This is a genomic window from Lactobacillus sp. CBA3606, assembly GCF_002970935.1.
Taxonomy (GTDB): Bacteria; Bacillota; Bacilli; order Lactobacillales; family Lactobacillaceae; genus Lactiplantibacillus.
Map to the genome: position 1 here is coordinate 1148295 of NZ_CP027194.1, position 24570 is coordinate 1172864.

Sequence of the window (24570 nt, forward strand, 5' to 3'; positions counted from 1 at the left end):
CAAAAATCTGGCTACCAACTAGTGGCGTCAGATTTTCATCAGTCTTACTATTATTATTTAACGCGTGCTAAGAAGTACCGCTTCTTCCCTCGACGTACAATCACGAATTTGCCATCAAAAGCAGTCGCTGGATCAATCACAGCATCAACATCCGTAATTTTCTCACCATTAATGCGAATTGCGCCATTTTTTAAATCTTCACGAGCTTGACGTCGCGAAGGTTCAAACTTGGTTGCATCAACTAGCCATAGCACAATATTCTGCTTTTCGACTGACACTTCAGCTGAAGGTACGCCTTTAAATCCTTGTTCAATCTCAGCCACATTCAAGTTTTGAACATCACCAGTGAATAAGGCGTTGGTGATATTTTGTGCTTCTGCAACGGCCGCTTTCCCATGCACAAATTCAGTGACACATTCTGCTAACCGCCGTTGGGCTTCCCGCTTACCAGGTGCCAACTTGACCTTTTCAGCTAAATCATCAATTTCAGCATGACTTAAGAATGTGAAATACTTCAAATATTTAACGACATCCCGGTCATCTTGGTTAATCCAAAATTGGTAAAATTCATAAGGTGACGTGCGTTCTGGATCTAGCCAAACGGCCCCACCCGCAGTCTTACCGAATTTTGTCCCATCTGCTTTGAGCAATAGTGGAATCGTCAAGCCATAGACTTTGGTTTCATTGCCTTCTAACCGATGAATCAGATCCGTTCCGGCCGTGATATTCCCCCATTGATCAGCACCACCAATTTGTAATTGGACGTGGGCTTCACGGTATAAATGTAAGAAATCAACCGATTGTAGGATTTGGTAGGTAAATTCGGTATACGAAATTCCAACTTCTAGCCGACTAGCAACGACTTCTTTATTCAGCATCGTATTCACACTAAATAACTTGCCGTAATCCCGCAAAAAGTCGAGCAATGAGATTTTAGATAACCAGTCATAATTATTTACAATCGTAAAGTTATCATCATTACCAAACAACTTGTGCATTTGCGCACTCAAAGCCGCTTCATTATGGTTAACTTGCGCCATCGTTTGTAAAACCCGTTCTGAATTCTTACCGGATGGGTCCCCAATGGCACCCGTCCCACCACCAACTAACACATAAGGATGATGACCAGCTAACTGGAACCGTTTCAAAATCATAAACGGAATCAAATGGCCGATATGCATGCTATCACCAGTTGGATCAATCCCACAATATAACGCCACAGCTTCATTAGTTGCGAGTTCTTTTAATCCAGCTTCATCCGTTTGCTGATTAATCGCACCACGCCATTTTAAATCATCAATAATATTCATTTGTATTCCTCCTAAAGTATGGTCCGAAAAACAAAAAAACTCGTCCTGTTATTAAACAGGGACGAGTTTTTCCGCGTTACCACCCAAGTTATCACTAAAAAGTGATCGCTCATTTATTGATAACGAAATAATCCGGCCGATTGGCAACTCACTCTATGTAATTCATCATTAACCACAGCTCGGTTCACACCACCCACCGAGTCGCTTAACTGTTGGATCAATGACTACTTATTAGAGATCACCGCTTTTTATATTACTCATATCATAAGCACTCCGTTACCAAATGTCAATCATGGTGACGTTGCCGCATGGCGAGGCTCAGTGCCCCTAAATTCACAATAATCAAAACTAATAAGAAAACTAAGGCCACCGTAGACCCCAAAGCTGTCCGCCGAGCTAGCGACCCACTAGTCTGAGTTTGAACTAACGTGATAATCGCCGAAACGACTGACGTTCCCGTGGCGCCGGCAAATTGTTGTAAGGTATTAAACATCGCATTCCCATCCGCTTGTAAATCGAAACTCAATTGCCCTAACCCACTCGTCATTGTATTACCCATGGTTAATCCCATGCCAATCATTAATAAAATATAAAGTACAGCAATTAAGGGACCGTTAAGTTGTAACCCTAGCCCAGTAAACAACGCCACAGCAATTACTAAAATCGTCGCCCCCGTTAAGATGGGTTTAGCCGCCCCAAACCGATCCAACAACCGACCGCCTAAAGGGGCAAAACCGGCCCCAATCGCGGCACCGGGTAACACAAACAACCCGGCCAACAAAGCACTCTTCCCATTAACCAACTGGATATAGTTCGGTAAGATAAAGGCTAATCCGAGCGCATTCATCTGCACTAAAAAGAACCCTAATAAGTGCCAATTAAAAGCGGTCACTTTAAAAATCTGCAACCTAATTAGCGGCTGGGCCGACTGCTTAGTCCGCTTGATAAACCCAACTACGCCTAAAATCCCGACTAATAAGAGACCACTGACCATCAATGGTTGCTCACTAAAATTCTGTAAATTACTAAAAGCTAACGTGAATCCAACAAAAATGACCATCACCAATCCCCAAGCTAAGCCATCAAAGCTGGCCTTGGTAGTCGGCTGGGCTTGGCGAATAGACCCTAACCCTAAGATGAGTGACAACACTAGCAATGGCAACAATAAAATAAAAATCCAGTGCCAATTCAAACTGCTAACGACCAGCCCACCAAAAGTCGGTCCTAACGCCGGCGCAATCGCAGTAATTAACGTCCCAATTCCCATCAAAGTCCCACGTTGTTCATCCGGCACCCAATCCAAAATAATATTAAACATCAGTGGTAATGCAATCCCAGTCCCAAGGCCTTGTACAAGTCGACCGCTGACCAAGACGCCAAAGTTCGGCGCCAGCGCATCAATCACTAGTCCCGCCATAAAAAGTAAGTTGGCCGTTACAAATAACGTCTTAGTTTTAAAGCGTCGTTTTAAAAACGACGAAATCGGCACAATAATGGCAACCACTAATAAATAAGCCGTCGTTAACCATTGAACCGTTGCGGTATTAATCGAAAACTCGCGCATTAAAACTGGGAACGTAATATTCATCGCCGTTTCCACCACGACCCCACAAAACGACAATAACCCAGCCGCAATCACGGCCATAATCAATCTTGCATCACATTTTTTAGTCATCTTATCAACTCCACTTAATAGTAGTTCGTGTTCGAACTAATTGTTTATTTTAGCACAATTAAGCGATAAAACCAGCATTAATTAACAATTGACTTCTGGATTTTACTGCCTTACAATGCCAATTAGTACGTAATCGAACTACCAATGGAGATGACCGCATGCAACATTCAATCGGGATTGCAATCAAAAAAGCCAATAACGCACTAGCCCGTGATTCAGACCATTTTGCAAAAAAAATAGGCCTGACCGGTATGCAAATCAGTACCATCAACTATATTGCCGACCACGAAAACACCCAAGATATTTTCCAACAAGATTTAGAACACGAATTCAATATCCGTAAAGCAACCGCCTCCAGTCTGGTCACCACCATGGTCGCTAACGAATTATTGATTCGCGTACCGGCTACCGAAGATGCCCGATACAAGCGCTTGCTCCTAACGCCCAAAGCCCGTCAGTTAGCCACAGTTATCGCTGCTTTTTTTGCTGAAAGTGAACAGCGCATTAAGACCTTATTGGGCGCTAGTACCGCGACAACCTACACTGATTTAACTAAGCTTAGCCAGGCTTTTACCACTGCCCCAACGCCAAAAAAAGGCCCCCAACAAACACATGAGCCAACCGTTAGCTAGTTTGACATCCGTAGATCATCGCTTTAGACCAAAAAGATTGCAACCAGAATTCACAAAATTCTGGTTGCAATCTTTTTGGTCTAATCCTATTTTTGAGCTGTTGCGGCGATTTTTAGAACCGTATTAGCTTGTTGGCCCTGAACTTGTGAAACTTGATCTGAGTTCTGCCATTTAACACTATTGGCTTCACCAGATTGTGGTTGGTTATAAACAGTCACGGAACCAGAAGTAGCACCTTGAGTCGTTAAACTTTGTTGTTTAATTTGCGAATTAACTTTATTCGCAAATTTAGTTGGGTTTTGTACGACATCTTGGGTATTAGCAACCGTGGTGACGGACCAATTGCCGGTATTCCAGTGCACATATAACCGGCCCATTGTGCCTTGCACCGTCGCTGTCGTTCCAGAATTCAACTTAACCGTATCACCTTGCGTATTTGCTAAATAATCTACTTTATTTTGCGCAACACTACTATTATCGTAGTCAGTTTGCTTATATGTAGCCGTTTTAGAACTCGTCCCCGCTTTAACATAGCTAACGCTATAGTTAGATTTGGTTCCGCTTGCTGCGGTGGCTTTAACGGTTTGGTCAGTCGCCTTAACAGTCGTTGGCGCTGTTGTGTCACTAACCGTCGTCACATTATTTGAAGCTGCATGTAACACATGGTCAACGGATGGTGCGGCCACTAATCCAATGACTAACGCCCCGGTGGCCGTAAAAATTCCTGATTTAACTTTTTGCTTAAAATCCATGAAGAAACTTCCTCCTTGTTTTGTTCCCACTCGCTAACTGTCTCCGTCCTAAGCAACCTTTTAACTTAATCACCATAGGCCGAAACACTTAACGTTTATTTTACCATTTTTATATTCTAAAATAATAATTTTTTTAACTTTCCCTATCATAGGCCTATTTTTCTTTAAAAAGGCGTCATTTAGTTTTCATTTAAGTTACAGATATTTCAAGAAATTAAAAAAGTCCACGATAGTCAGTCGCGAACTCTCCTTTTGATGGTGCTTGATTTACTTGGTCGTCCAATTACTAGCATCCGGTAGTCAGTCGCATGCCGTTAGACGTTTAGCGCTTAATCATGGAAGAAATACTGCGTGGGCACTTTAAAATCATCATGTAATTTTTGAACTTCCACAATGCTCCAATTTGAACGCCCATGTAATTTATTCCAAACCGTATTGACACTACGATCAATCGAGTCGGCTAAATCTTGTTGCGTAATATGGTTCTGCTTAAAGTAAGCCAATAATAAGACATCATTGTCGGGTTTCATTTGAACTCCTCCTTTATTTCCCCCATATAGGGATATTACACCATTTTATCGCTTTCATCAATATATAACTGTGAAAAATCACAGTAATTTGTGATTACAACTAAAAAAACACCCAGAAATCTTTTTTCCCGGGCGTTTTTTGCGCAATAGTTACTATTAAATTAATGGGTTGACGTTAATACAACGGCTTGTTTACCCATTTGCTTATACGCCGCTGCAAAATCAGTCCAACTAACGGCTTGTTGTTTCTGTCCATATGGATTATTAATATAAATTAATTTTTTTGTCCGATTAAAGCCCACAATCACAACACTATGCATGTCATAAGTGATCTTTACTGGCCCCTGTGGGGTTTGCCACGTTTGCATGCTAGTCACCGGCGCAAAAGTCACCGTTGTAATCGTCCAAACCGGGCGTCCAGCTTCAAGCTGTTGAATGATGGCCGCAAAACTTGAGCCAGTCAAATCTTTAACTTTACTTGTCTGCGTCTTCGCTAGCTTATAGATAGGGCCATGGTAAACCCCTAATCCCGGATTATCGCCAGAAATATCGCCGACAAAACCCGCATTCGGATTACCGTGATCACCATTATCATAAGTCAACGGCACACTCGGTAGTTGTGCCGCCAATTGGTTTTTAGTGATATTGAGATGATTATAATTCAACATCATAGTCAATGATGTGACTTCACAACCATTATATAACCGGGGCGCCGTCATTTGATTAATCAAAGGCACATTGAGTTTCACTTGATTAACCGTTTTGGGTGCCTTAGTAGCCGGCTTAGTTTTAGACTTCGTCGTTTGACTAGTCGTGAAAGAGGCATCAATCCAATCAGAAGCTTGAGTCACGGAAAAACCAACAACCCCCACTACTAACACCACAATAACCCCAACCGACCAACTTCGACGTCGATTCATATGTCTTGGCATTTTATTTTCATCCATTTCTGTCATTTAACTTGCTTATCCTTAGCCATGATACCATTAAATAATTGAGAAAAGAATTAAATTAACCAGTAATTATTTAAGCGGTTAGTGACCAAGTTGCCCCCGTCGTTAAATAATCCTTCAATGGCAGTGATCGCCGGGTTGGCATCGCGGTTGCCCAGCTAGCACTCATCTGCTGTGTATAGATTGCGGTATCCATCGCCTGCGTACCTTCGACCAAAGTAAAATCCAGCTGACTTTGCTGTAATAGTTGTTCGACTAAGTGCAAGGCCCGTAGTTGTTGGCGTTGCTGATGCGTCTGATACCATTTAATGGGTTGTTGCACTAAGGATAAGACACTCTGCGGACTAGTCAAAACAATTTGTTTAATTCCCCGTGCGTGCATTGCCGTGATTAATGCCCGGGTTTGTGGCACTAATTGTTGCGGCGTTAATTGGGCTAAGACTAACGGTTGCCCCGCCATCGCTTGGCTCAAACTGGCCACATCCGTTAATTCTCCTGCGATAAAGTGCGTCGTGCTAGGCCAATTTGACCGCGTCGTTGCTGGTGCATAGACGGTCAACTGTGCCATTGATAAGTGACGAACCGTCGTCAAAATGGCTTGGGCTTGCTGGGCATCCAAAGCCCCCACTGCTAAAATAGATTGCATCTGCCAACTTCCTCTCATTAAGTTAATGTTATGAGTTTACTAGCTTCTAGTAGGTCGAAGGCAAGCCCGTTACGTCATTTTTTATAAAATTTTGGTGGCATCGGTTGCAATTTGATTTATGATAATAATGTCAACTAACTTTCAGACTCGTTTTAAAACTAATTAATGAGGTGTCGCCATGGCGTTGTTGTTTTATTCCCTATCTTTAATTTCTGGTTATTACGAAATGATTATTTTATCACTGACTTTTCGTGAATATTTCACCTGGAAACTGGGACTGACTTGGGCTGGGTTAATTACCCTTTGCAATTTGTTCGGTCAAGTTGCGACTGCCCAGTGGCCGCAAGTCCCCTTAGTCTTCTTTTGGATTTTACCAATCACACTTGCCAATATGATTATGAGTGCCCGCCTACTCTACACGAAATGGATTTTAATGTTACCGATTGTCTTATTTTTAAATGCTTTCAAGCGCTTAATCGGTGGCTTATCCGGTAGCTTTTTGAAATGGCTAACGTCATCCGATGTTCAAATGCGACTCCGGCAAATTGTTGATTTAAACTTAACCGCCAATTTAAATATTTTCGGCGCCATGCTCATCGGGCTACCTATCGTGATTATTATCGGCTTCATTGCTCACCACTGGGTCATCAAAATGGCGGCAACTGACTTTTTCCAACATGCGCAGATCGATCGAAATGATTATCTCTTGGTCTTATTATTCTACGCCCTCTATATCCTAGCGTATGACTATGCTTTAAATCTTTCCGTTGTCTTGCAAACCTATGTGGCCGTGGCCTCCAGCATTATTTTCGGCATTATTAGTTTTTATCTAGTTAGCAGTAAAAATAGTCGTTTAACTGATGCACAGCTCCTAAGTGAAGTGTCTAACTATAATCAATTATTAAGCAATCGCAATCAACAATTACATTTATTCAAACACGATTATCAAAACATCCTGCTGAGCCTATCGCAATATATTCAAAGTGACGACATGACTGGGTTAAAAACTTATTTTGAAGCTGAAGTTTTACATGGTGATCAGAGTCTCCCCGTCGATGGTGGCCCTGAACAATTACGACGCCTGCATATTCCAGCACTCAGTGGCTTAATTTATGCCAAATATGAACTGGCGGCTAGTCGCCACGTGACCTTGCAACTCACGATATTACAAACCATCCAAGCACCTGAATTCGAACAAGTTCGCTTGGTTCGTATCCTTGGTAACTTGCTAGATAATGCCATTGACGCTGCTACCCACGTTGATGGTCAAGTGCAAGTCACTATTGAACGCACAACTCAAGGTGACCTTCAGTTCAATATTCAAAATAAAATTCCAGCTGGTGATACGATTAACTTGCATCGGATTAAGAAAAGTCGCTTTACAACCAAACCAGGTCATCTCGGTTATGGCCTTAGCAGTATCGAACAACTTGCTGGTAAACAGGTCAACGTTACCTATCAAATTAACGATGCTCATTTTTTAGCACAACTCACCGTTCAGCCGGCCACGGCCTTAAGAAAATCTTAAAGACTTAACCCTAGTCGTTTGCATGCCGTTAATTCTATACTAAAACCTGTCAGTTCAGTTCACCTCAGAAAGGACCTAACCGCTATGTCACAATCGGAAACGCAACTTGATAAACATCTTCAGTCAGCCATTTTTGGCACACCAGTCCTTCATCCGGATGAACAGCACCGTAACTTAGGGACTTTTCATGAACGCCTTGACTTAGGAATCACCTTTACTCAGGCATTAACCCGCGACTATACCGCCGCCCTACAAACAGAGCTCCAAGCACATCCAGATTATCAACTGCTCTTGCACGGCTTATTGGATCAAGACATTTTAGACCACTACATTCACTTGGTGAATCAAGCAAATGTCAAGTTCGCTATTCGCAACGATTTGCTTTATCAACATACACCAGACAGTCTGGCTATCGCACTAGCGGCGCCAACTGCCATTAATCCTGAAACAATTGATATTGATATTCGGTTTCCGTTAGCCACTGCCCCAGCAGCAACTGTGCCAAAACAAGTATTGTTCAATCGCATCCACCAACACTTAGCTCATAATCGTCAAATTTTGCGTCAGAAACATCATTTAAACTAGTTAGCGTGCTACAACAACGCTTCGTTTAACGCTAGGCTTTTACAAAGTTACGCCAAAATTAACCTCATCGCATTTCAAGTCGCCACAATAAAACACAAAACGACCGCCTTCCAGTAACATTACCGGAAGGCGGTCGTTTCACAATAATCTAAAATTCAATCAGCCGCCTGCTAGCAACCATCATAAGCGACTAACTGAAACAAGCCCTTTTAAAATAAATTCAATAAGCCAATCACAATTGGTGGCACAATCAGTGCTGGTAGCAGATTCAGCGTATTAATTTTTTTAATATTTAACAACCCTAATCCTGACCCCAAAATTAAAATTCCCCCGACAATTGTAATTTCATTCAGCATGACCGTACTCAACGCGCCTTTTAACACCAACGCCAGTACATACAATGAGCCTTGCCAGGCAAATAACACGCCCGCCGCAATGGCAATGCCAAAACCAAAAGTCGAAGCCAACACAATTGAGGTAATGCCATCTAAAATCCCGTTCGTAAACAAAAACGTATAGTCATGTTTCAAAGCGGCTTCAATCGGACCAAGAATTGATAACGACCCAATACAATAAAGTAAAATGGCTGTCGCCAGGCCCTCCGCTAAGTTACCGCCAGAAAAGCGTCCCACTAACCGGTTAAAGTGCCCTTGTAAATCGAGTGCCTGACCAACTAAGCCCCCAACAGCTAAACTCACAATGAATAAAACCGGGTACTTACTTTGTGGCATCCGTTGCACAACCGCATTAATCCCAATCAACATGGCCGCTAAGCCCAGCGCTTGCATCAAAATATCATGATACGCCGGCTTAATCCCACGTTTGAAAAGACTTCCCACCAAACAACCAATGAGAATCATACTAACATTAAAAATGGTTCCAATCATGACGATTCACTCCAAGGTTGTTTTTTAACAAAATTATGACCGCTTCGTTAAGCGATCATAGACCGTCGCACTCACCCAATCAGCCGTCCACATCCACAAAACATGGCCAATCGCTTCTGACAAGTGCTCTTCAACTGGCTGGTCTTTTGCGGCTGGTACTGTTCCTAAAGCTGGTAAAATCAAATGGTGAAAAGCGGTCCAAACCCCTAAACCATACAGGGCACTACTACCAGCTTGGGCCTTAGGATGTTGCCGCGCCCACAGACTGTATGCCACTGCAAATGTTGTCGAAAACCCAAAATGCATGACATAACTGACACCAGGTAATTGGTGACCAGCATACGTATAAGTCGCATGCGTGATGCTGGCGGGTACCCCTACTTGTTGTAATAACCGTTGCGGTGGATTGGTTTGATCACGCGCCGCAGTTCGGGGTGGTAACACATTTTCCCAACCCAACTTTACTAATCCAGAAATCACACCACCAGTAATTCCAGCAACCATCGCTGCTTGGTGATTAAAACCTTTTTTTGTCATTTCAAGAACCTACCTCTCTATTGAATAGTTTCATCATACCAGCCTTTTAACGAGAATCGTACTTATTTATCTAATTTCAATCAGCAAAAATCTTGCGCTAATTCGCAATCAATGCTAATATTTGGTTATTCGCTTATCACTTGATAAACAAAAAGGAGGGCATTATGAAATGTATTTAGGTCTAAAAGAAATGCAGCACGACAAATTACGTTATGCGTTACTCAGTGGCGTGCTCTTATTAATCGCACTCGTTGTTTTCATGTTAGCCGGCTTAGCAAATGGCCTTTCTAACGGGAACCGCCAAGCTATTGATACTTGGCAAGCGACGGATGTTTACTTAAATAAGAATGCCAATCAGACACTGTCTGCCTCACAACTCACACTGGCGGATCAAAAACACGTGCAAGGAAAATCAGTGGCGCCATTAGCGACATTATCGGGCACTTTACGAACAACCAATAATCAGCTAAAAACAACCACCAGTGTCTTAGCCACTAATCGACACAGCTTTTTAATGCCAAAATTAGTTAGTGGTCATCATATTACTGGCAAACGTCAACTATTGATTTCAGCAGATCTAAAAACAGCTGGCTTTAAACTCGGACAAAAAGTGCGCTTGGGGACAACTAAACGCACCGTCACCATTGTCGGGACTTACGCCCCTAGCACCTATATGATTGCTCCCACAGTATATACCGATATTGCCACCTTGAACTATTTACAAAAAGCGCCCATCACTAGCGGTAACCAACAGACCGTGAATGGCTTCATCGCTAAAAAGGGCAACTTTAAAACGACGACGCACGGCAATCTCCAACATCTTACGATGGCCACTTTTATTAATAAATTACCTGGTTATAGTGCCGAACAGTTGACGTTAAATACCATGATTTACTTCTTATTTGTGATTGCCTTAGCCATTATCGGCATCTTTATGTTTGTCCTAACCCTACAAAAGCAAGCCCTCTTTGGGGTTTTAAAGATTCAAGGAATCGGCTCCAAACATATTTTAGCAACCTTATTAACGCAAAGTATCGTCATGGCGCTAATCGGGATTGTCGTTGGCCTCGGGATTACCGTTGGCCTGGCTCAAATTATGCCGGCTGGATTACCCTTTGTGATTAACTGGTTACAATTTAGTGGTTATAGCTTAGCCTTACTCGCCGCCGCCATCATTGGTGCGCTATTATCATGGCGAACCGTTGCTAAAATTGACCCAGCCGTCGCCATTGGATAGGAGGAACGAACCATGTCACAACCCATTTTACAATTACAACAAATCACTAAACAATTTGGTCAGGGTCATACCGCCATTACAGCGCTCAAAGACGCTAATTTTGAAGTTAATGCCGGTCAATTCGTTGCCATTATCGGCCCATCTGGTTCTGGCAAAAGCACCTTTTTAACCATTGCCGCCGGACTCCAAACCCCGACTAACGGCCATGTTATCTTAAATGGCACCGAACTGGCCTCCCAATCTGAAAAACAACGGTTAGCTTATCGTTTTGACGAGATTGGCTTCATTTTGCAAAGTTCCAATTTGATTCCTTTTTTAACTGTCACTGAACAACTAAAACTCGTCGACAAAATGGCTAAGCGACCGTTCCAAAAACAACGGGCCACTGCCCTATTAGCAGAATTAGCATTAAGCGAGGTCGCCAAAGCCTACCCCAATGAATTATCCGGTGGTGAACGACAACGGGTCGCCATTGTCCGGGCTCTTTATAATGATCCCAGTGTTATCTTAGCCGATGAACCCACGGCCAGCTTAGATACACCACGGTCAATTGATGTGGTCCAACGATTAGCCAAAGAAGCCCATCAGCATCAAAAAGCGATTGTCATGGTAACTCATGACCAACGCCTGATTAAGGATTGCGACGTCGTCTATAAAATCGAAGATGGTTTGATGACCCGTCAATAACAAAACGAGAGACCAAAAAAAGTCACTGCAAGTCGTTGCGGTGACTTTTTTGCATCGATCATCAAATGACCAAAACGAAGTGCTTAATTTGCCTGTGGTAACCGATAATGTAGTGCTTGATAGACGAGTGCTACGATGTAAACCGTTAAAAAACGATCTAAATAATCAGTACTAATTTGTATTAAAAAGACCGCCAATGGTTTACTTAGTCCGGTTCCTAACAATAGTTGCACCAACAAACTTGAACCGGACGATGTAATTCCATGAAATAGAATCACCGTGATACCAGTACTGAGCAACGTTCCTGGTAATGAAATCGCTAACGCTAACCACCAATTATGCCGAAACTGATTGGGTTTAATCCGCCGATAAAGGGCACCGGCAACCAAACCCGTTAACAATTGTACCGGCAGAAAGAACAACGCATATAAATCCGTCGTGGTGCCAACAATCACGCCAGTTGCGCCCCCTACTAGCATCCCACCGAGTGGGCCAAAAACAGCTGCCGCTAAGACGGTCCCAATCGAATCTAAATAAATCGGTAATTTCAACATTAATGCCAGGTTACTGCCGACAATATTTAAGGCAATCAGTAACGCTAATAAAGCTAGGGTCTTGGGCTTTAACTTTTTCATGCGCCCACCACCTTTAATTGGTGCAAGGTCGCTGATAAGTCCGGTTCCGTTGCGCCAGCAACTCGTGTTAAGAATAAACGCCAAAAAGCAGCGACATCGACGTGTGTCTCAACCAAGCTGTTATGTGGTCGCTGCCAAAATTCATGGTCATCGACAATTGATTGCCCCCGGGCCACGTCATCGGTGGCAACCACCGCCGTATATGCTGAAAAACCGGTTAAGATTGTCGGCTCAAGCATTACAGCCACCGCTAGCGGATCATTAATGACACACCCGATGACCCGTTCTTGTTGCCAATGAAAATCAAAATAAAAACGCGTAATTTTTTTAATAAACTGTCCCATCACTGGATTAATCGCTTGGATATATTCTAGCAAGCTCGGCGTCAACACAATCTGGCGCGTCACATCTAAACCAACCATCTGAATTGGGACTGGTAACTGGTCAAAAACCAGTTGAGCTGCATCCGGATCACACCAGAAGTTATACTCGGCCACCGGCGAACAATTCCCATGACTACGGTAATTACCACCCATTAACGTAAACTGGGCAACCTGCTTAAAGACCGCTGGTTGCTGTTGTAAGACTTGAGCGATGTTGGTCAGTGGTCCCAATGCCAAGATTGACGTCGTCGGCGCCGCAGTTAACGTTGCGATGATAAATGCCACCGCATCAGTACCCACCGTCACCGTTGTAATCGCTGGCAATTGACTATTACCTAACCCATCATCCCCATGCGTATCTTGAGCACTCGTATAAGGCACCCGCAACGGGGCTTTCGCACCAACGTGGACAGGAATATCCAAGCGTCCCGCTAATGCTAAGACTTTTAATACATTTTGTGCGCCCAACTCAGCGGGGACATTCCCACTGACAGTAGTAATTCCAACCACCTTTAGTTCTGGCGATTTTAACGCCAATAACAAGGCCAAACTATCATCAATGCCGGGATCACAGTCGATGATTACTGATTTTATTGCATCCATTTTCCTACCTCCGATTAACATGAAGTTCTTGGTTTTTTATCCTGGGAAGTTTACGAACCAGGCCAGTGGCCGCCATGTTAGGCACCACTGATTGCATAAATGCACTTCTAAGTATACGGGATACGGACTGAAAAAAGAATCACTTTTCACGACTACCACCGACATTGGGCTTAATTTTGACACCAGTTGCTGGAATTCAAAAAAATTAACCCATTTTAAACTTAACTAATTAACTTGGACTGCTGAACCGTCAATTCAAGTCAATCTTTAAACTTAATTGGGGTTTCTTGGATTATTTTGGTAAAAAAAGCGTTAATTAGTTCGCCATTCCAACATTCATGGTTAACTAATTAACGCTTTTTTTCGGCGATTTGCCTGTTCTGCCACCATCACCCCACGTTTTTCCGGATTTGTTGCTTAGTTAGCAGATAAAACATGTTACAATATGGTTACAAAACTAAAAGTAGGTGTCCAATTTATGCGCAAAGTTCAATTTTATGGCGCCGTTTCGATGGATGGTTATCTAGCCACCAAAGACAACCGGCTCGATTGGTTGTTCAAGACTACTGGCGCCGAGGACGCGCCCACCGCTGAGTTCATGCAACAAGTCGATACCGCTATCATGGGGCGGCACACTTATGATTATACGATGGAACAGACCACCGATCAGCTCATTAATCCTTACAATCCGTTAACTCAAAACATTGTCATGACGTCAAACCCACATCCGGGCGATGACCGGACCACGTTCACCAATACCGATGTCACGACTTTAGTCGACCAATTACGACAAGCCGATGGCGCCAATATTTGGATTGTCGGTGGTGCGGGCGTCTTGATGCCTTTATTGACCGCCAATTTAGTTGACGATCTATTCATCCAAATTGCGCCCGTTTTACTAGGGACAGGAATTACACTATTCACACCAACTAGCGACTATCACCAACGATTTGAACTTGTTGCGACTAATCAATATGGTCAATTAGCAGAAGTTCATTATCGCCGCTTATCTTAATGGACAACAAAAAAAATTGCGCCAAGAATTTTATGAATTCTTGGCGCAATTTTTTATAACCTATACTTTATCTAACTGGGCTTGATGATGAATTGATTGTCGCAATAATAACGGTGCAATCAGCGTCGTTAAAATAATGGCCGTGATTACCGCCGAATAACGATCGGCTGATAATAACTTACCTTGATACCCAATTTGAGCAATGATTAGGGCCATTTCACCACGTGAAACCATCCCGGCGCCAATCTCATAGCCACTGGTCCAACTAAAGCCCGCTATTTTAGCACCAATACCAGCCCCAAGTAACTTCGTGACCACCGCAGCGACTGTAATGACAACGATGAACCAAAAATCATTTGCGAATCCTTTAAAGGACATGTTCAACCCGATACTAACAAAGAATACGGGAATAAATACGGCATTTCCAATGGGCTGAATATGTTCATCAATCACCGTGTGATAGTCGGTCTGTCCAACCGCAATACCAGCAAAGAATGCGCCAATAACCGCACTCAAGCCAATAAAATCAGCAAAATAAGCTAACCCAAAGCAAATCACTAATGACATTAAAGTAACCGAAGTTGGCACTAACAACGCATCGCCAATCTTCATCAGCCGTGGCACAATCCACTTCACCACCACATATAACCCCACAAAGAAGGCGGCTTGAATACCTAACGACAATCCTAAGTTCGTCGAACTACTACCGCTAGAGCCCACTTCACTACCGAATAGACTCACCATCAGGCTTAAAATCAAAACAGCCAAAACGTCATCAACTACCGCGGCGCCTAAAATCGTCGTCCCTTCCTTGCCATCTAAAGCATTGAGTTCCTTTAAAACTGCGACCGAAATTGACACTGAAGTTGCCGCAAAAGTTACGCCAAGAAACAAACTTTCAACACTGCCTAAGTGGAATAACTGACTACACCAGTCAATCACGCCCACTGGCAAAATCACGCCCAATACGGCCACTAATAAACTTGGCTTCCAATACTTTTTCAGTAACCCGAGATCACTCTCCAGTCCGGCCATAAACATCAAAATAATGACCCCAAGTTCGGCAAAATCCGTGATGAAACTGGTTGCTGAAACCCAGCCAAGTAACGCTGGCCCTAACACAATACCACTTAATAGTTGTCCAATAACGGCGGGTAACCCCATCCGTACACTCAAATGACCGGCAATCGCGGTCACAATTAAAATTAAACTTAATGTTCCAATATAGCCCATAGTGCCTCCTAAAAAAAAGAACACACCAAGAAACAACTGCCCAACCCAAAAGCAGTTCGAATTCTTGAAGTGTTCTTCAACCGAATGTAACTATTCAATGAAACTAAGTATAGCATATTTTCATGACCATCGTGGCGACCATTTCCTAATTAGTCAGTTTAGATGGGCAACTTAGCTTTCAAGCAAGCCGGCTTCAAGTTAATCACCTCGCGACGACCACAACGCTAAATATTTTATCCTAAGCTCACCAAAAAGACGCTATAATAGCACTATACCTCGGTAAAGGGATGATCATGTGTCACACATTGTTGATTTTCGACAACGCTTTATTTTTCTCGTTTTTTCCATTTTATTAAACTCGGCCGCTAATGCGTTAACGATTGCGACTAACTTGGGCAGCGCCGTTTGGACCGGTTCAAGTGTGAATCTGTCTGACTGGATTCACATTTCATTGGGCACCACCTTGCTCTTATACGGGCTCGCCGTCACCCTTTTAAACCAACTCATGCTTGGTCATTTTGATCAGCGCCGGTTTATTTCTAATCTACTTTATATTCTACCGTTTAGTTATCTAGTTGAATTCATTGGTTACTTTTGGCGTTGGTTAGGGGTGCCAAGTTTCGCTTGGCCACTGCGCCTAGTCCTTAATCTCTGTGGCTTATTAGGCGTTGCCATGGCCGTCTCTATCTATCAACGCTGCAACCTCATCCAACATCCCAATGATGACCTTTCTTATATTTTACGGTTTCGTTTCTTACATGGCTCCGCAATTATTGCCCAATGGACCAGTTATTTGCCGCCATTGACGATTACAGTGGTAGCCTTTTTAGCCACTGGTCAATTACGCGCAATCGGCATTGGGACGCTCTTTGCCCTAACCGCTCAGGGCGCTATCATGGGCTGGTCTGATACGCACGTCTTCCCCGGTCTCAAACACCATGTGGACGTTCCCACGGCAACGCCCCATCATCCCGCCTAACATTGACAAAATTAGCCGTTAACCGGGATAATGGATTTATTCTTAATTATTGGATGGCAATTATATGAATCTTACACAACTAACAAGTCAAATCGGCTTAATGTTTATTTTGATGTTGATTGGCTTAATGGCTAACAAGCTAGGTTTTATGCACGGTCAAACATCGACCGATTTAACCAATATCTTACTGTACATCGTTTCACCTTGTCTGATTATCAAGGCCTTTGAACAACCATTTTCGGTGAATCGTCTCCAAACGCTAGGCCGCGTAATTGTGGGCATTATCCTGATTTACGGGTTAATGATTCTGATTACGCAACTGGTTTTTAAACCTGTTAAGGACCTCAATTTACAGCGTACCATGCGTTACGGCGCCGTTTATTCAAACGCTGGTTTTATGGGGATTCCCTTAACCAGCGCCCTTTTTGGGAGTACTGGCGTCTTTTTTGCCGTCGCTTCATTAGCCGCTTTTAATATCTTTAGTTGGACTCACGGGATTACCTTATTCACCGGTAAACAGGGCAACCGGCGCGACAACTTTAAACAAATTATTTTGAATCCAAATATTATTGCCATTATGCTCGGCTTGATTTTATTCGTGACTGCGGTTCCCTTACCGAATTTGATTAACCGGACGATTACCACTGTCAGTTCGGTTAATACCCCGCTGTCCATGATTGTGATTGGTAATAGTCTGGCGGCCGTCCGTTTCAATCGGCAAACCCTTGATAAACGCTTAGGTTGGGTTTTATTGTTACGCAACTTTATCTTTCCCTATCTCACGATGGTCGTTTTGGAACTCATGGGGATTACTGGCGTTCCACTCTACACAACCGTCTTAATGGCCGCTTGTCCCGTTGCCGGCATCGTGGTCTTATTTACCTTAAAAGTCCATGGACAACCAGGACCAGCTGTCACGTTAATGAGTCTCTCAACTTTATTAAGTGTCGTCAGCATTCCGCTGGTATTCAGTCTAGTTCAACTCTAAATTTTGCGTCGACTCAAACTCGCTGTCAGTGTTTTACTGCTGACGGCGAGTTTTTTTGCCATACTTTTTTACGTTCTCTGGTGACAAACCGTCGACCTAAGCCCAACAATGGGAGGCCTTTACCTAAAGTGCTATACTTATTAGTTATGTGTGTTATTAAATATATTATTTTGAAAGGACTGTTTTTAACTCATGTCAACCGCCAATTCAGATTTGCCATTAGATGCCAACGGCCGCCCCTATCACCGTACTTGGCTCGTATTAACTTTGCTTGTCGGCACTTTTAGTACTTTTATTACCCAGACCTTACTCACAACGGCTTTTCCAACTTTAATGGCTTATTTTCATATTTCAGCCAATGCCGTTCAATGGTTAACCACTGGTTTCATGTTAATTATGGGAATCATGATTCCCGTCAGTGCCTGGATGTTAACTCGAATTAATTCGAAGATTCTCTACTTAGCGGCCATGATTATCTTCGGTTTAGGTACCTTACTCGCTTATTTTTCAGTTAACTTTCAGATGTTACTCGTTGCCCGCATGATTCAAGCAATGGGGGTCGGAATTTCAGCCCCGGTCTTCCAAACCATTATGTCTTCCGTCTACCCACCGGAAAAACGTGGCGCTGCTATGGGAACTGCCGGCATCGTCATTGGGCTAGCCCCGGCCATCGGTCCCACCTTATCTGGTTGGATTATTGATAACCACTCTTGGCGGGCCTTGTTTTTGTTCATCATGCCCATTAACTTAGCCGTCATTGTTATTTCATTATTTACTTTACGCAAAGTTTTACCGACCTCTAAGCAACCCATTGATTGGTGGTCCGTTTTGATTTCTACCATCGGTTTCGGGAGCATGCTATATGGATTTTCTTCCGTTGGTGAAAGTGGCTGGGGCGATCCAGTCGTATTAGTGACCTTAATCATCGGGATTATTTTTATCATTTTATTTGTTTGGCGCCAATTACATATGGATCAGCCATTATTGGAACTGCGCGTGTTTAAAATCCCCGCCTTTACCCTTTCTGCCGTTTTAACGGCCTTGTCTTACATGGCAATGATGGGGGTTGAAATGATTTTACCGTTGTATATTCAAACTGTTTTAGGCCGTTCACCAATGGATTCCGGACTAATTTTGTTGCCAGGCGCCATTATGATGGCATTATGAGCCCCATCACTGGTCGAATCTTCGATCATATTGGTGCTCGCCGCCTTGCAATGACCGGGATGTTACTTTTAACGATTGGGACGGCCTTCTTCTTATCGATTAGTGCAACGACGCCCATTCTCTGGATTATTGTGGTCTACGCCATCCGGATGTTTGGCTTGACGATGGTCACAATGCCAGTCACTACAACTGGGATTAACGCCCTACCATTTAATCTGATTGCCCATGGAACAGCCGCCAACAATACGTTACGGCAAGTCGCTGCTTCAATGGGAACCGCCGTTTTAATTAGTGTCTATTCAAGTGTGGCCAAGTGGCAAATGCCAAGCCAACACTTACTCACAACGGCACCGTTAAAATACAAATCAGCGGCCGTCACCGCCACCTTATCTGGCTATCATATGGCTTTCGTTGTTTCATTAGTCTTTTGTGCCCTTGGCTTTGGCCTCACCTTCTTCTTAAAGTCCGGCCATCATTCCGTATCAGTTAAAAAGGAGGATCAAGCGGCATGATTATCATTGGCTTAATTTTATTTGTCTTTATCTTTTCCGGCTTGATGATTTTTAGGCCCAATAGTCTGGGTCGTACAATTGGGATTACCCTCAGCTTTCTGATTATTGCCGGTAGTTTGATTGCCTTAATCCTAAATGACAATTACCACTGGGGCATGGTTAAAGTCAAAACAACTCAAACTGTTACTTTAAAACCGCTCCGTACTAAGCGTCTTGCGGTTGGCATTCACCAGCTCGGCCATGGTTCCGAACGTGTCCTAGTTTATCGGACCACGTTAAAGCCCAACCAAATTCAAACCACCACCACTAATGCGACGACCACGCTAACAACCGGGGCCACGCCGCACGTTCAAATTGCCACAACGCGTTGGCAGTATCGTAACGCTTGGACACGTCATTTATTTGAACTTGGTAAATCAAAACAGCCATTAGCCAGCAAGCAGTATACGTTTAACTTGCCGACCAATTGGCACTCATTTACCTTGACTAACACTAAATAACTAAGAACCAGATCCCAAAAGTTGGGGCATTTGTGAACATTAATCTAAAATCGGCGGTCATTCTGTTCTTGGGAATGACCGCCGATTTTAAGCTAAGCAGATTGAGATTAGTCATTTTGTCTCAATCTCTTTTTTGATGCTGGATGAATTATCAAAAAAATCTCGGTGGCCGCACACTTTTAATTGACCAACACACTTTCAATTATGTATGCTTACTATTGACTTAGTCGCATGGTGACTCAGCTACCGATTAAACCTGAACAGGCTACTAAGTTGCTGCAGTGAAATGGCTTGATTGAAAACTTCTTAAAATTCAATTTTCAGACTTAGACGGAGGGTTAGTTGTGAAAAAAGACGTGGTAATTTATCCAACAATTTTTAGTAAAGACGGTGACAATATCTTTGTACGTGTTCCAGATTTAAAAAATGGCTTTACTCAAGGAAACAATATCATTGATGCGGTTACTATGAGTGAAGACTTAATTGGAAATTTACTAGAAAATCAAACAAGTTATCCAGAACCATCAGATATTGATCCGGCATCTCTAAAAACCGATGAGAAATTAGTTTACATTACTGTGGATTTAAATGCTTTTCGTAGAGAATTTTCACAGACCGTTCAGAAGAGCATTTCTATTCCTGTGTATCTAAATGACATGGCTAAAAGTCAAAAGCTAGACCTTTCTCAGGTCTTAACAAATGCACTAAAGACTAAACTAGAGGCTTAATTTCATTAAAAAACCAACATAACTTTGTGCCGGCTCATTTAAATAACCTACGCTTTAATCAAGCTTAGGCTATCAATTGGTAGTACGGCAGATAAGTTCAGTCGTCAAAATCAGCTTGAACAACGGCATTATTGGCATACTGGGTCATAACCGTAGTATCCTTAAGACACAAAAAAGACTAGTGCTATAACACTAGTCCGATGCCAACCGTTTCAAAGGCGATGGCCTATTTACAAAACGATATTATTGTCGCCCTGCAACCTTCAAAGTTAAGCAGGGCGGCTTTTTTGTTGTGCTTGTTGCGCTCATTTAGCACTAAACCTTAGTGTCGCAATAATAAGCTAATTAAAATCAAAGCACTCACAACCTGTAATGTTCCAACCCCTAGTCCATAAAGTGCTAATCGTTTACCCGCCTTCAAGAAATTCATCAAGTTCAAGCGTAAACCAATCGCAGCTAGCGCAATGATTTCAAACCAACTACTAATCGTATGCGCCGTTACTGCAATAACAGTAGGTAACGTTATCAAACTGTTAATACCACACAGAATCAGGAAACCAGCAACATACCATGGCAGCCAATGCCCGTTACCATTTCCACTCACCACCGCATCCGTCGCAACGGTCTTGGCTAATGAACGCTGATGTAGCCGACCAAAAATCAAGACGACCACAACCAGCATCATAATCCGCATAATCTTAAAAATCGTTGCAAACTGCACAGTCGCTTGATTAATCATACTAGCTGAAGCCACGACTTGTCCTACCGATTGTAAAGTTCCCCCGATCAGGGCCCCTTTTAGAATCACTTGGCTACCAAAAACACTCAGTCCCAACCATGGCAACGTTAGCATTAGGACCGTTCCCATCAAGTTAACTAACGTAATTACAGTCCCTTTTGCCTCATCATCCGCCTCAATTACTGGTGCAATCGACGCAATCGCTGATGACCCACAAACGGCATTCCCACCAGCCATCAATAGTCGGATGGATTGATTAAACCCTAGCTTTTGGCCTAACCATAACGCCCCGATAATCGTAATCGTCATTTGTAACACAATGAAACCGACACCCCAACCACCCACTCGCCCGATAGTTTGCACCGTCATCGTTGCGCCCAACAACATCACTGAATATTCGAGTAATTTACTTTCTGAAAACTTAGTTCCTGGTGCTAATTGTGGCTGCCGTAAAAAGGTATTCCCACCAACAATCCCTAATAAAATCGCAATCGTAGCGGCCCCTAATGCCGGTACGACTTGTGCTAATAACTGACTAATAATGGCAATTCCTAAACTGGTCACCAATCCCGGCAAAATAGCTTTAATTCTCAATCCTTTCAACCCCTGTCCCTTTTAATAAGTCTAAGTATACGGAATTGATTTACATTTGAGAAATAAATTATTATGATAGTTACTATTAAGATTATTAATAATAAGGAGCGCGGCAATGTTAAAACAACTACAGACCTTCAAAACCGTTTTTGAAACCCGTAACTTTTCTCAAGCAGCCGCTCAATTATTCATTTCACAACCCACCGTCTCAACACAGATCAAACAGTTAGAAACTGAATTAGACACCGTCCTATTCACGCGCAACGGTCGCCAAGAAATCAGTCCAACCACTAGTGGCAGCTTGCTTTACCGCCAAGCCCAGAAATTATTAGAGACCTGGTCAGCTACAAAAACTGCCGTTCAAGCCACCGGGCCGCTAACCAAGATCACGGCCCGGATTGGGGCTTCTCATACCACGGCTAGCTTAGTCATGCCCAGCTTACTGCAAGCACTTGCACCATTAAGTGACCAATTCGATTTTGAAGTCACCTTAGCTAACTCCGCCGAAATTTTAACGCAAATGTCACAACATCAATTAGACTTTGGTCTCGTTGAAAAACCGCTGGTAACCGATCAACTCAATCGGCTGGCCTTTGGTCAAGACAAGCTCGTCCATGCGGGGCACTTTGACAGTCCAATATGGCTCTTACGCGAGCCTAATTCTGGTGTCCGCCATTACACGAACGCCTTTTTAAAGGCGCAGAATATCCAACCTGCGCAAACCATGATTATTCATAGTAACCAGTTAATCGCTGATTTGCTGGCACAAGGCGTTGGTCAGTCGATTATTTCGCAACAAGTGCTAGCGGCCAACGTCCCGTTACGCCCGTTAAGCCAAAACTATCAACGGCGATTCTATCTCTTGACCCCGGCCGCAATCCGGCCCCAACTAAAGCCCGCCCAGTCAGTCATTACGACTTGCTTGCAGCAGTGGTCTTAACCTGAAAACGGCAGTCATTCTCAAATTTAGAATGACTGCCGTTTTCAATTTTTGAAATTAGGCGAGGAAACACGTTCTTTTAAGGACGTGATGAATCGCTTTTTAGTTTGTAAGTAGCGTCTATTTAATAGAAATCGGTTCAAAATGCGGATTTAGTATTGAACAGATGGAAATTAGTCACGACGATTATAGCCACTTATTAGTTAGGGTACCGCCAAAGTTATTGGTATCACTAACCAGCGAGCCGCTGCTAAATATAGCGATGACCAACGAATAGAAGAGGTGCTTATAGATGACGCTGCGGGCGATTAAAACCAGGATCTATCCCCAAATTGACCAACAAGCCAAAATTATTAACAACTTTGGCTGCTGTCGTTTCGTCTGGAACCAGTTATTAAGTATGCAGCTTGAGCGGCATAACAACGGTGGATCCTACGTCAATGAATTTGGCATGAATTATCTGATCAAGTGTCTCAAACAGGAATACCCGTTTCTCAAGCAAGCGGAATCAACCAGTCTTTTACACGTTAGCCGTGATTTACATCATGCTTTTCAGAAGTTATTTAAGGAGCATGTCGGTTTTCCGAAGTTCAAATCACGTAAGTTCCCCAAACAGAGCTATCAATCTAATGCCGTAAATCACAACGTTATTCAGATCAATCAATATCAAATCAAATTGCCAAAATTAGGCCGTATCGCCTTTAAATCCGGCCGACAACTCACTGGTAAAATCAAGAATGTCACAATCCGACTATCCGCTACCGGCAAATATTACGCCATTGTGTTAGTCGATAATGACGTGCAAAAACTTCCTAAAACTAAGCAAGCGGTGGGAATTGATATGGGGGTGGCGGATTTAATGATTACCAGTGATGGTGTCAAATATCCGACTATTCGCTTTGATAAGGCCTTATCGCAGAAAAAACACTATTGGGAAAAACGGTTAGCCCGTCGAAGACTACAAGCTCAAAAAGAAGTTGCGTGGGATAAACATAATCAAGTCTTAGAACCACGTGAACTGAATGACTTCAGTAATTATCGTAAGGCGCGTCTCATGGTTGCCAAATATAACGAAAAAATCGCTAACCAGCGAAATAACTATTTGCATCAGCTTACCAAGAGACTAGTAACATTGTACGATGTGATTAAAATTGAAGATTTGAAAACCAAAAATCTTCTCAGCAATCATCGGCTCGCTCGAGCAATTGCCAATCAAGCTTGGCGGGAACTACGCACTCAGCTTGAATATAAATGTGCTTGGTATGGTAAACAGCTGGTCACTGTGAACCCTAGAAAAACTAGCCAAATTTGTGCTGACTGTGGTTACGATGACGGTAAGCATGGGCTAGCTATCCGGCAATGGACATGTCCAAAATGTGGCGTTAACCATGATCGTGACATTAACGCCGCTAAGAACATATTGAATGCTTAAAGAAAAGAAAAGACTAACTAGGCTCGGAACGAGCCGTGATAAATAGCTGTAACCGCTGTGCATAGTGCTCGCACTATTGTGTAAGTTGGCAGTGTTCTCAGAAGCGCGGTCATTCATGGCCGAGTAGTTCACGTGAAACTAACTCACTTTGTGGCTGACTTAA

General features: G+C 43.1%; 24 protein-coding genes, 1 pseudogene, 1 riboswitch and 1 other annotated feature. Of the genes and pseudogenes, 13 read left to right on the forward strand and 12 right to left on the reverse strand.

Annotated elements, in window-relative coordinates; translation table 11 throughout:
- Positions 1–53: 53 nt before the first annotated feature.
- Positions 54–1310: a tyrosine--tRNA ligase gene (gene tyrS / locus C5Z26_RS05770; protein WP_105449028.1), complete on the reverse strand. Its 1257-nt coding sequence runs from the start codon at positions 1308–1310 to the stop codon at positions 54–56.
- Positions 1311–1364: 54 nt separating this feature from the next.
- Positions 1365–1561: a binding site (T-box leader), on the reverse strand.
- 35 nt (positions 1562–1596) lie between these two features.
- Positions 1597–2985: an MFS transporter gene (locus tag C5Z26_RS05775; RefSeq protein ID WP_105449029.1), complete on the reverse strand. Its 1389-nt coding sequence runs from the start codon at positions 2983–2985 to the stop codon at positions 1597–1599.
- A 158-nt stretch (positions 2986–3143) separates the two neighbouring features.
- Here C5Z26_RS05775 and C5Z26_RS05780 point away from each other — a divergent pair, with 158 nt between their 5' ends.
- Positions 3144–3617 (forward strand): MarR family winged helix-turn-helix transcriptional regulator, encoded by a 474-nt coding sequence (locus C5Z26_RS05780; protein WP_105449030.1) that lies wholly within the window; start codon positions 3144–3146, stop codon positions 3615–3617.
- 86 nt (positions 3618–3703) lie between these two features.
- Here C5Z26_RS05780 and C5Z26_RS05785 read toward each other — a convergent pair whose 3' ends face one another.
- The 4 genes from C5Z26_RS05785 to C5Z26_RS05800 form a co-directional block, all read right to left on the reverse strand.
- Positions 3704–4369 carry a hypothetical protein gene (locus C5Z26_RS05785; RefSeq protein WP_105449031.1) on the reverse strand — a complete coding sequence of 222 codons (666 nt, stop codon included), beginning with the start codon at positions 4367–4369 and terminating at the stop codon, positions 3704–3706.
- A gap of 329 nt (positions 4370–4698) precedes the next feature.
- Complete coding sequence (locus C5Z26_RS05790) at positions 4699–4899, reverse strand: helix-turn-helix domain-containing protein (protein WP_105449032.1); 201 nt, start codon at positions 4897–4899, stop codon at positions 4699–4701.
- Between the two features lie 161 nt (positions 4900–5060).
- Positions 5061–5831 carry a C39 family peptidase gene (locus C5Z26_RS05795; RefSeq protein ID WP_105450143.1) on the reverse strand — a complete coding sequence of 257 codons (771 nt, stop codon included), beginning with the start codon at positions 5829–5831 and terminating at the stop codon, positions 5061–5063.
- Between the two features lie 94 nt (positions 5832–5925).
- Positions 5926–6498, reverse strand: a complete 573-nt coding sequence (locus C5Z26_RS05800) for an NAD(P)H-binding protein (protein ID WP_158682806.1) — start codon at positions 6496–6498, stop codon at positions 5926–5928.
- Positions 6499–6676: 178 nt separating this feature from the next.
- Here C5Z26_RS05800 and C5Z26_RS05805 point away from each other — a divergent pair, with 178 nt between their 5' ends.
- Positions 6677–8026, forward strand: a complete 1350-nt coding sequence (locus C5Z26_RS05805) for a sensor histidine kinase (RefSeq protein ID WP_105449034.1) — start codon at positions 6677–6679, stop codon at positions 8024–8026.
- Between the two features lie 84 nt (positions 8027–8110).
- Positions 8111–8611 (forward strand): YueI family protein, encoded by a 501-nt coding sequence (locus C5Z26_RS05810; RefSeq protein ID WP_105449035.1) that lies wholly within the window; start codon positions 8111–8113, stop codon positions 8609–8611.
- A gap of 209 nt (positions 8612–8820) precedes the next feature.
- Here C5Z26_RS05810 and C5Z26_RS05815 read toward each other — a convergent pair whose 3' ends face one another.
- Positions 8821–9498 (reverse strand): DUF554 domain-containing protein, encoded by a 678-nt coding sequence (locus tag C5Z26_RS05815; protein ID WP_105449036.1) that lies wholly within the window; start codon positions 9496–9498, stop codon positions 8821–8823.
- Between the two features lie 33 nt (positions 9499–9531).
- Positions 9532–10035 (reverse strand): YagU family protein, encoded by a 504-nt coding sequence (locus C5Z26_RS05820; RefSeq protein ID WP_105449037.1) that lies wholly within the window; start codon positions 10033–10035, stop codon positions 9532–9534.
- Positions 10036–10204: 169 nt separating this feature from the next.
- Here C5Z26_RS05820 and C5Z26_RS05825 point away from each other — a divergent pair, with 169 nt between their 5' ends.
- Together C5Z26_RS05825 and C5Z26_RS05830 are read left to right on the forward strand one after the other, a co-directional pair.
- A complete protein-coding gene (locus C5Z26_RS05825; RefSeq protein ID WP_105449038.1) occupies positions 10205–11272 on the forward strand; it encodes an ABC transporter permease in 1068 nt (355 codons plus the stop codon).
- A 12-nt stretch (positions 11273–11284) separates the two neighbouring features.
- Positions 11285–11959 carry an ABC transporter ATP-binding protein gene (locus C5Z26_RS05830; protein ID WP_105449039.1) on the forward strand — a complete coding sequence of 225 codons (675 nt, stop codon included), beginning with the start codon at positions 11285–11287 and terminating at the stop codon, positions 11957–11959.
- An 83-nt stretch (positions 11960–12042) separates the two neighbouring features.
- Here C5Z26_RS05830 and C5Z26_RS05835 read toward each other — a convergent pair whose 3' ends face one another.
- Complete coding sequence (locus tag C5Z26_RS05835; RefSeq protein WP_105449040.1) at positions 12043–12594, reverse strand: ECF transporter S component; 552 nt, start codon at positions 12592–12594, stop codon at positions 12043–12045.
- Entirely contained in the window at positions 12591–13580 is a 990-nt protein-coding gene (locus C5Z26_RS05840) for a nucleoside hydrolase (protein WP_105449041.1), read from the reverse strand. The genes C5Z26_RS05835 and C5Z26_RS05840 overlap by 4 nt, the downstream gene beginning before the upstream one ends.
- 22 nt (positions 13581–13602) lie before the next feature.
- Positions 13603–13647: riboswitch (PreQ1 riboswitch) on the reverse strand.
- A 411-nt stretch (positions 13648–14058) separates the two neighbouring features.
- On the opposite strand from C5Z26_RS05840, the gene C5Z26_RS05845 reads away from it, so the two are divergent.
- On the forward strand, positions 14059–14595 hold the full coding sequence (locus C5Z26_RS05845; RefSeq protein WP_105449042.1) for a dihydrofolate reductase family protein: 537 nt from the start codon (positions 14059–14061) through the stop codon (positions 14593–14595).
- A gap of 60 nt (positions 14596–14655) precedes the next feature.
- Here C5Z26_RS05845 and C5Z26_RS05850 read toward each other — a convergent pair whose 3' ends face one another.
- Positions 14656–15828 (reverse strand): cation:proton antiporter, encoded by a 1173-nt coding sequence (locus C5Z26_RS05850; protein WP_105449043.1) that lies wholly within the window; start codon positions 15826–15828, stop codon positions 14656–14658.
- 295 nt (positions 15829–16123) lie between these two features.
- Here C5Z26_RS05850 and C5Z26_RS05855 point away from each other — a divergent pair, with 295 nt between their 5' ends.
- The 5 genes and pseudogenes from C5Z26_RS05855 to C5Z26_RS05875 all read left to right on the forward strand — a co-directional run bounded on the left by C5Z26_RS05855 (position 16124) and on the right by C5Z26_RS05875 (position 20702).
- The gene (locus C5Z26_RS05855) at positions 16124–16807 is read left to right on the forward strand and encodes a DUF6198 family protein (protein ID WP_105449044.1); all 684 of its coding nucleotides are present in this window, start codon (positions 16124–16126) and stop codon (positions 16805–16807) included.
- 64 nt (positions 16808–16871) lie between these two features.
- Positions 16872–17795, forward strand: a complete 924-nt coding sequence (locus tag C5Z26_RS05860; RefSeq protein WP_105449045.1) for an AEC family transporter — start codon at positions 16872–16874, stop codon at positions 17793–17795.
- A 192-nt stretch (positions 17796–17987) separates the two neighbouring features.
- Positions 17988–19474, forward strand: a pseudogene (locus C5Z26_RS05865) (MDR family MFS transporter).
- Complete coding sequence (locus C5Z26_RS05870; RefSeq protein ID WP_105449046.1) at positions 19471–19974, forward strand: DUF4811 domain-containing protein; 504 nt, start codon at positions 19471–19473, stop codon at positions 19972–19974. The pseudogene C5Z26_RS05865 and the gene C5Z26_RS05870 overlap by 4 nt, the downstream one beginning before the upstream one ends.
- Before the next feature lie 344 nt (positions 19975–20318).
- Positions 20319–20702 (forward strand): type II toxin-antitoxin system HicB family antitoxin, encoded by a 384-nt coding sequence (locus C5Z26_RS05875; RefSeq protein ID WP_105449047.1) that lies wholly within the window; start codon positions 20319–20321, stop codon positions 20700–20702.
- 322 nt (positions 20703–21024) lie between these two features.
- Here C5Z26_RS05875 and C5Z26_RS05880 read toward each other — a convergent pair whose 3' ends face one another.
- Positions 21025–22035 carry a YeiH family protein gene (locus tag C5Z26_RS05880; protein ID WP_105449048.1) on the reverse strand — a complete coding sequence of 337 codons (1011 nt, stop codon included), beginning with the start codon at positions 22033–22035 and terminating at the stop codon, positions 21025–21027.
- Between the two features lie 115 nt (positions 22036–22150).
- Between C5Z26_RS05880 and C5Z26_RS05885 the strand changes: the two genes are divergently transcribed.
- Positions 22151–22975 (forward strand): LysR family transcriptional regulator, encoded by an 825-nt coding sequence (locus C5Z26_RS05885; RefSeq protein WP_105449049.1) that lies wholly within the window; start codon positions 22151–22153, stop codon positions 22973–22975.
- Positions 22976–23267: 292 nt separating this feature from the next.
- Positions 23268–24407 (forward strand): RNA-guided endonuclease TnpB family protein, encoded by a 1140-nt coding sequence (locus C5Z26_RS05890; RefSeq protein WP_105449050.1) that lies wholly within the window; start codon positions 23268–23270, stop codon positions 24405–24407.
- The last annotated feature ends 163 nt before the right edge of the window (positions 24408–24570 follow it).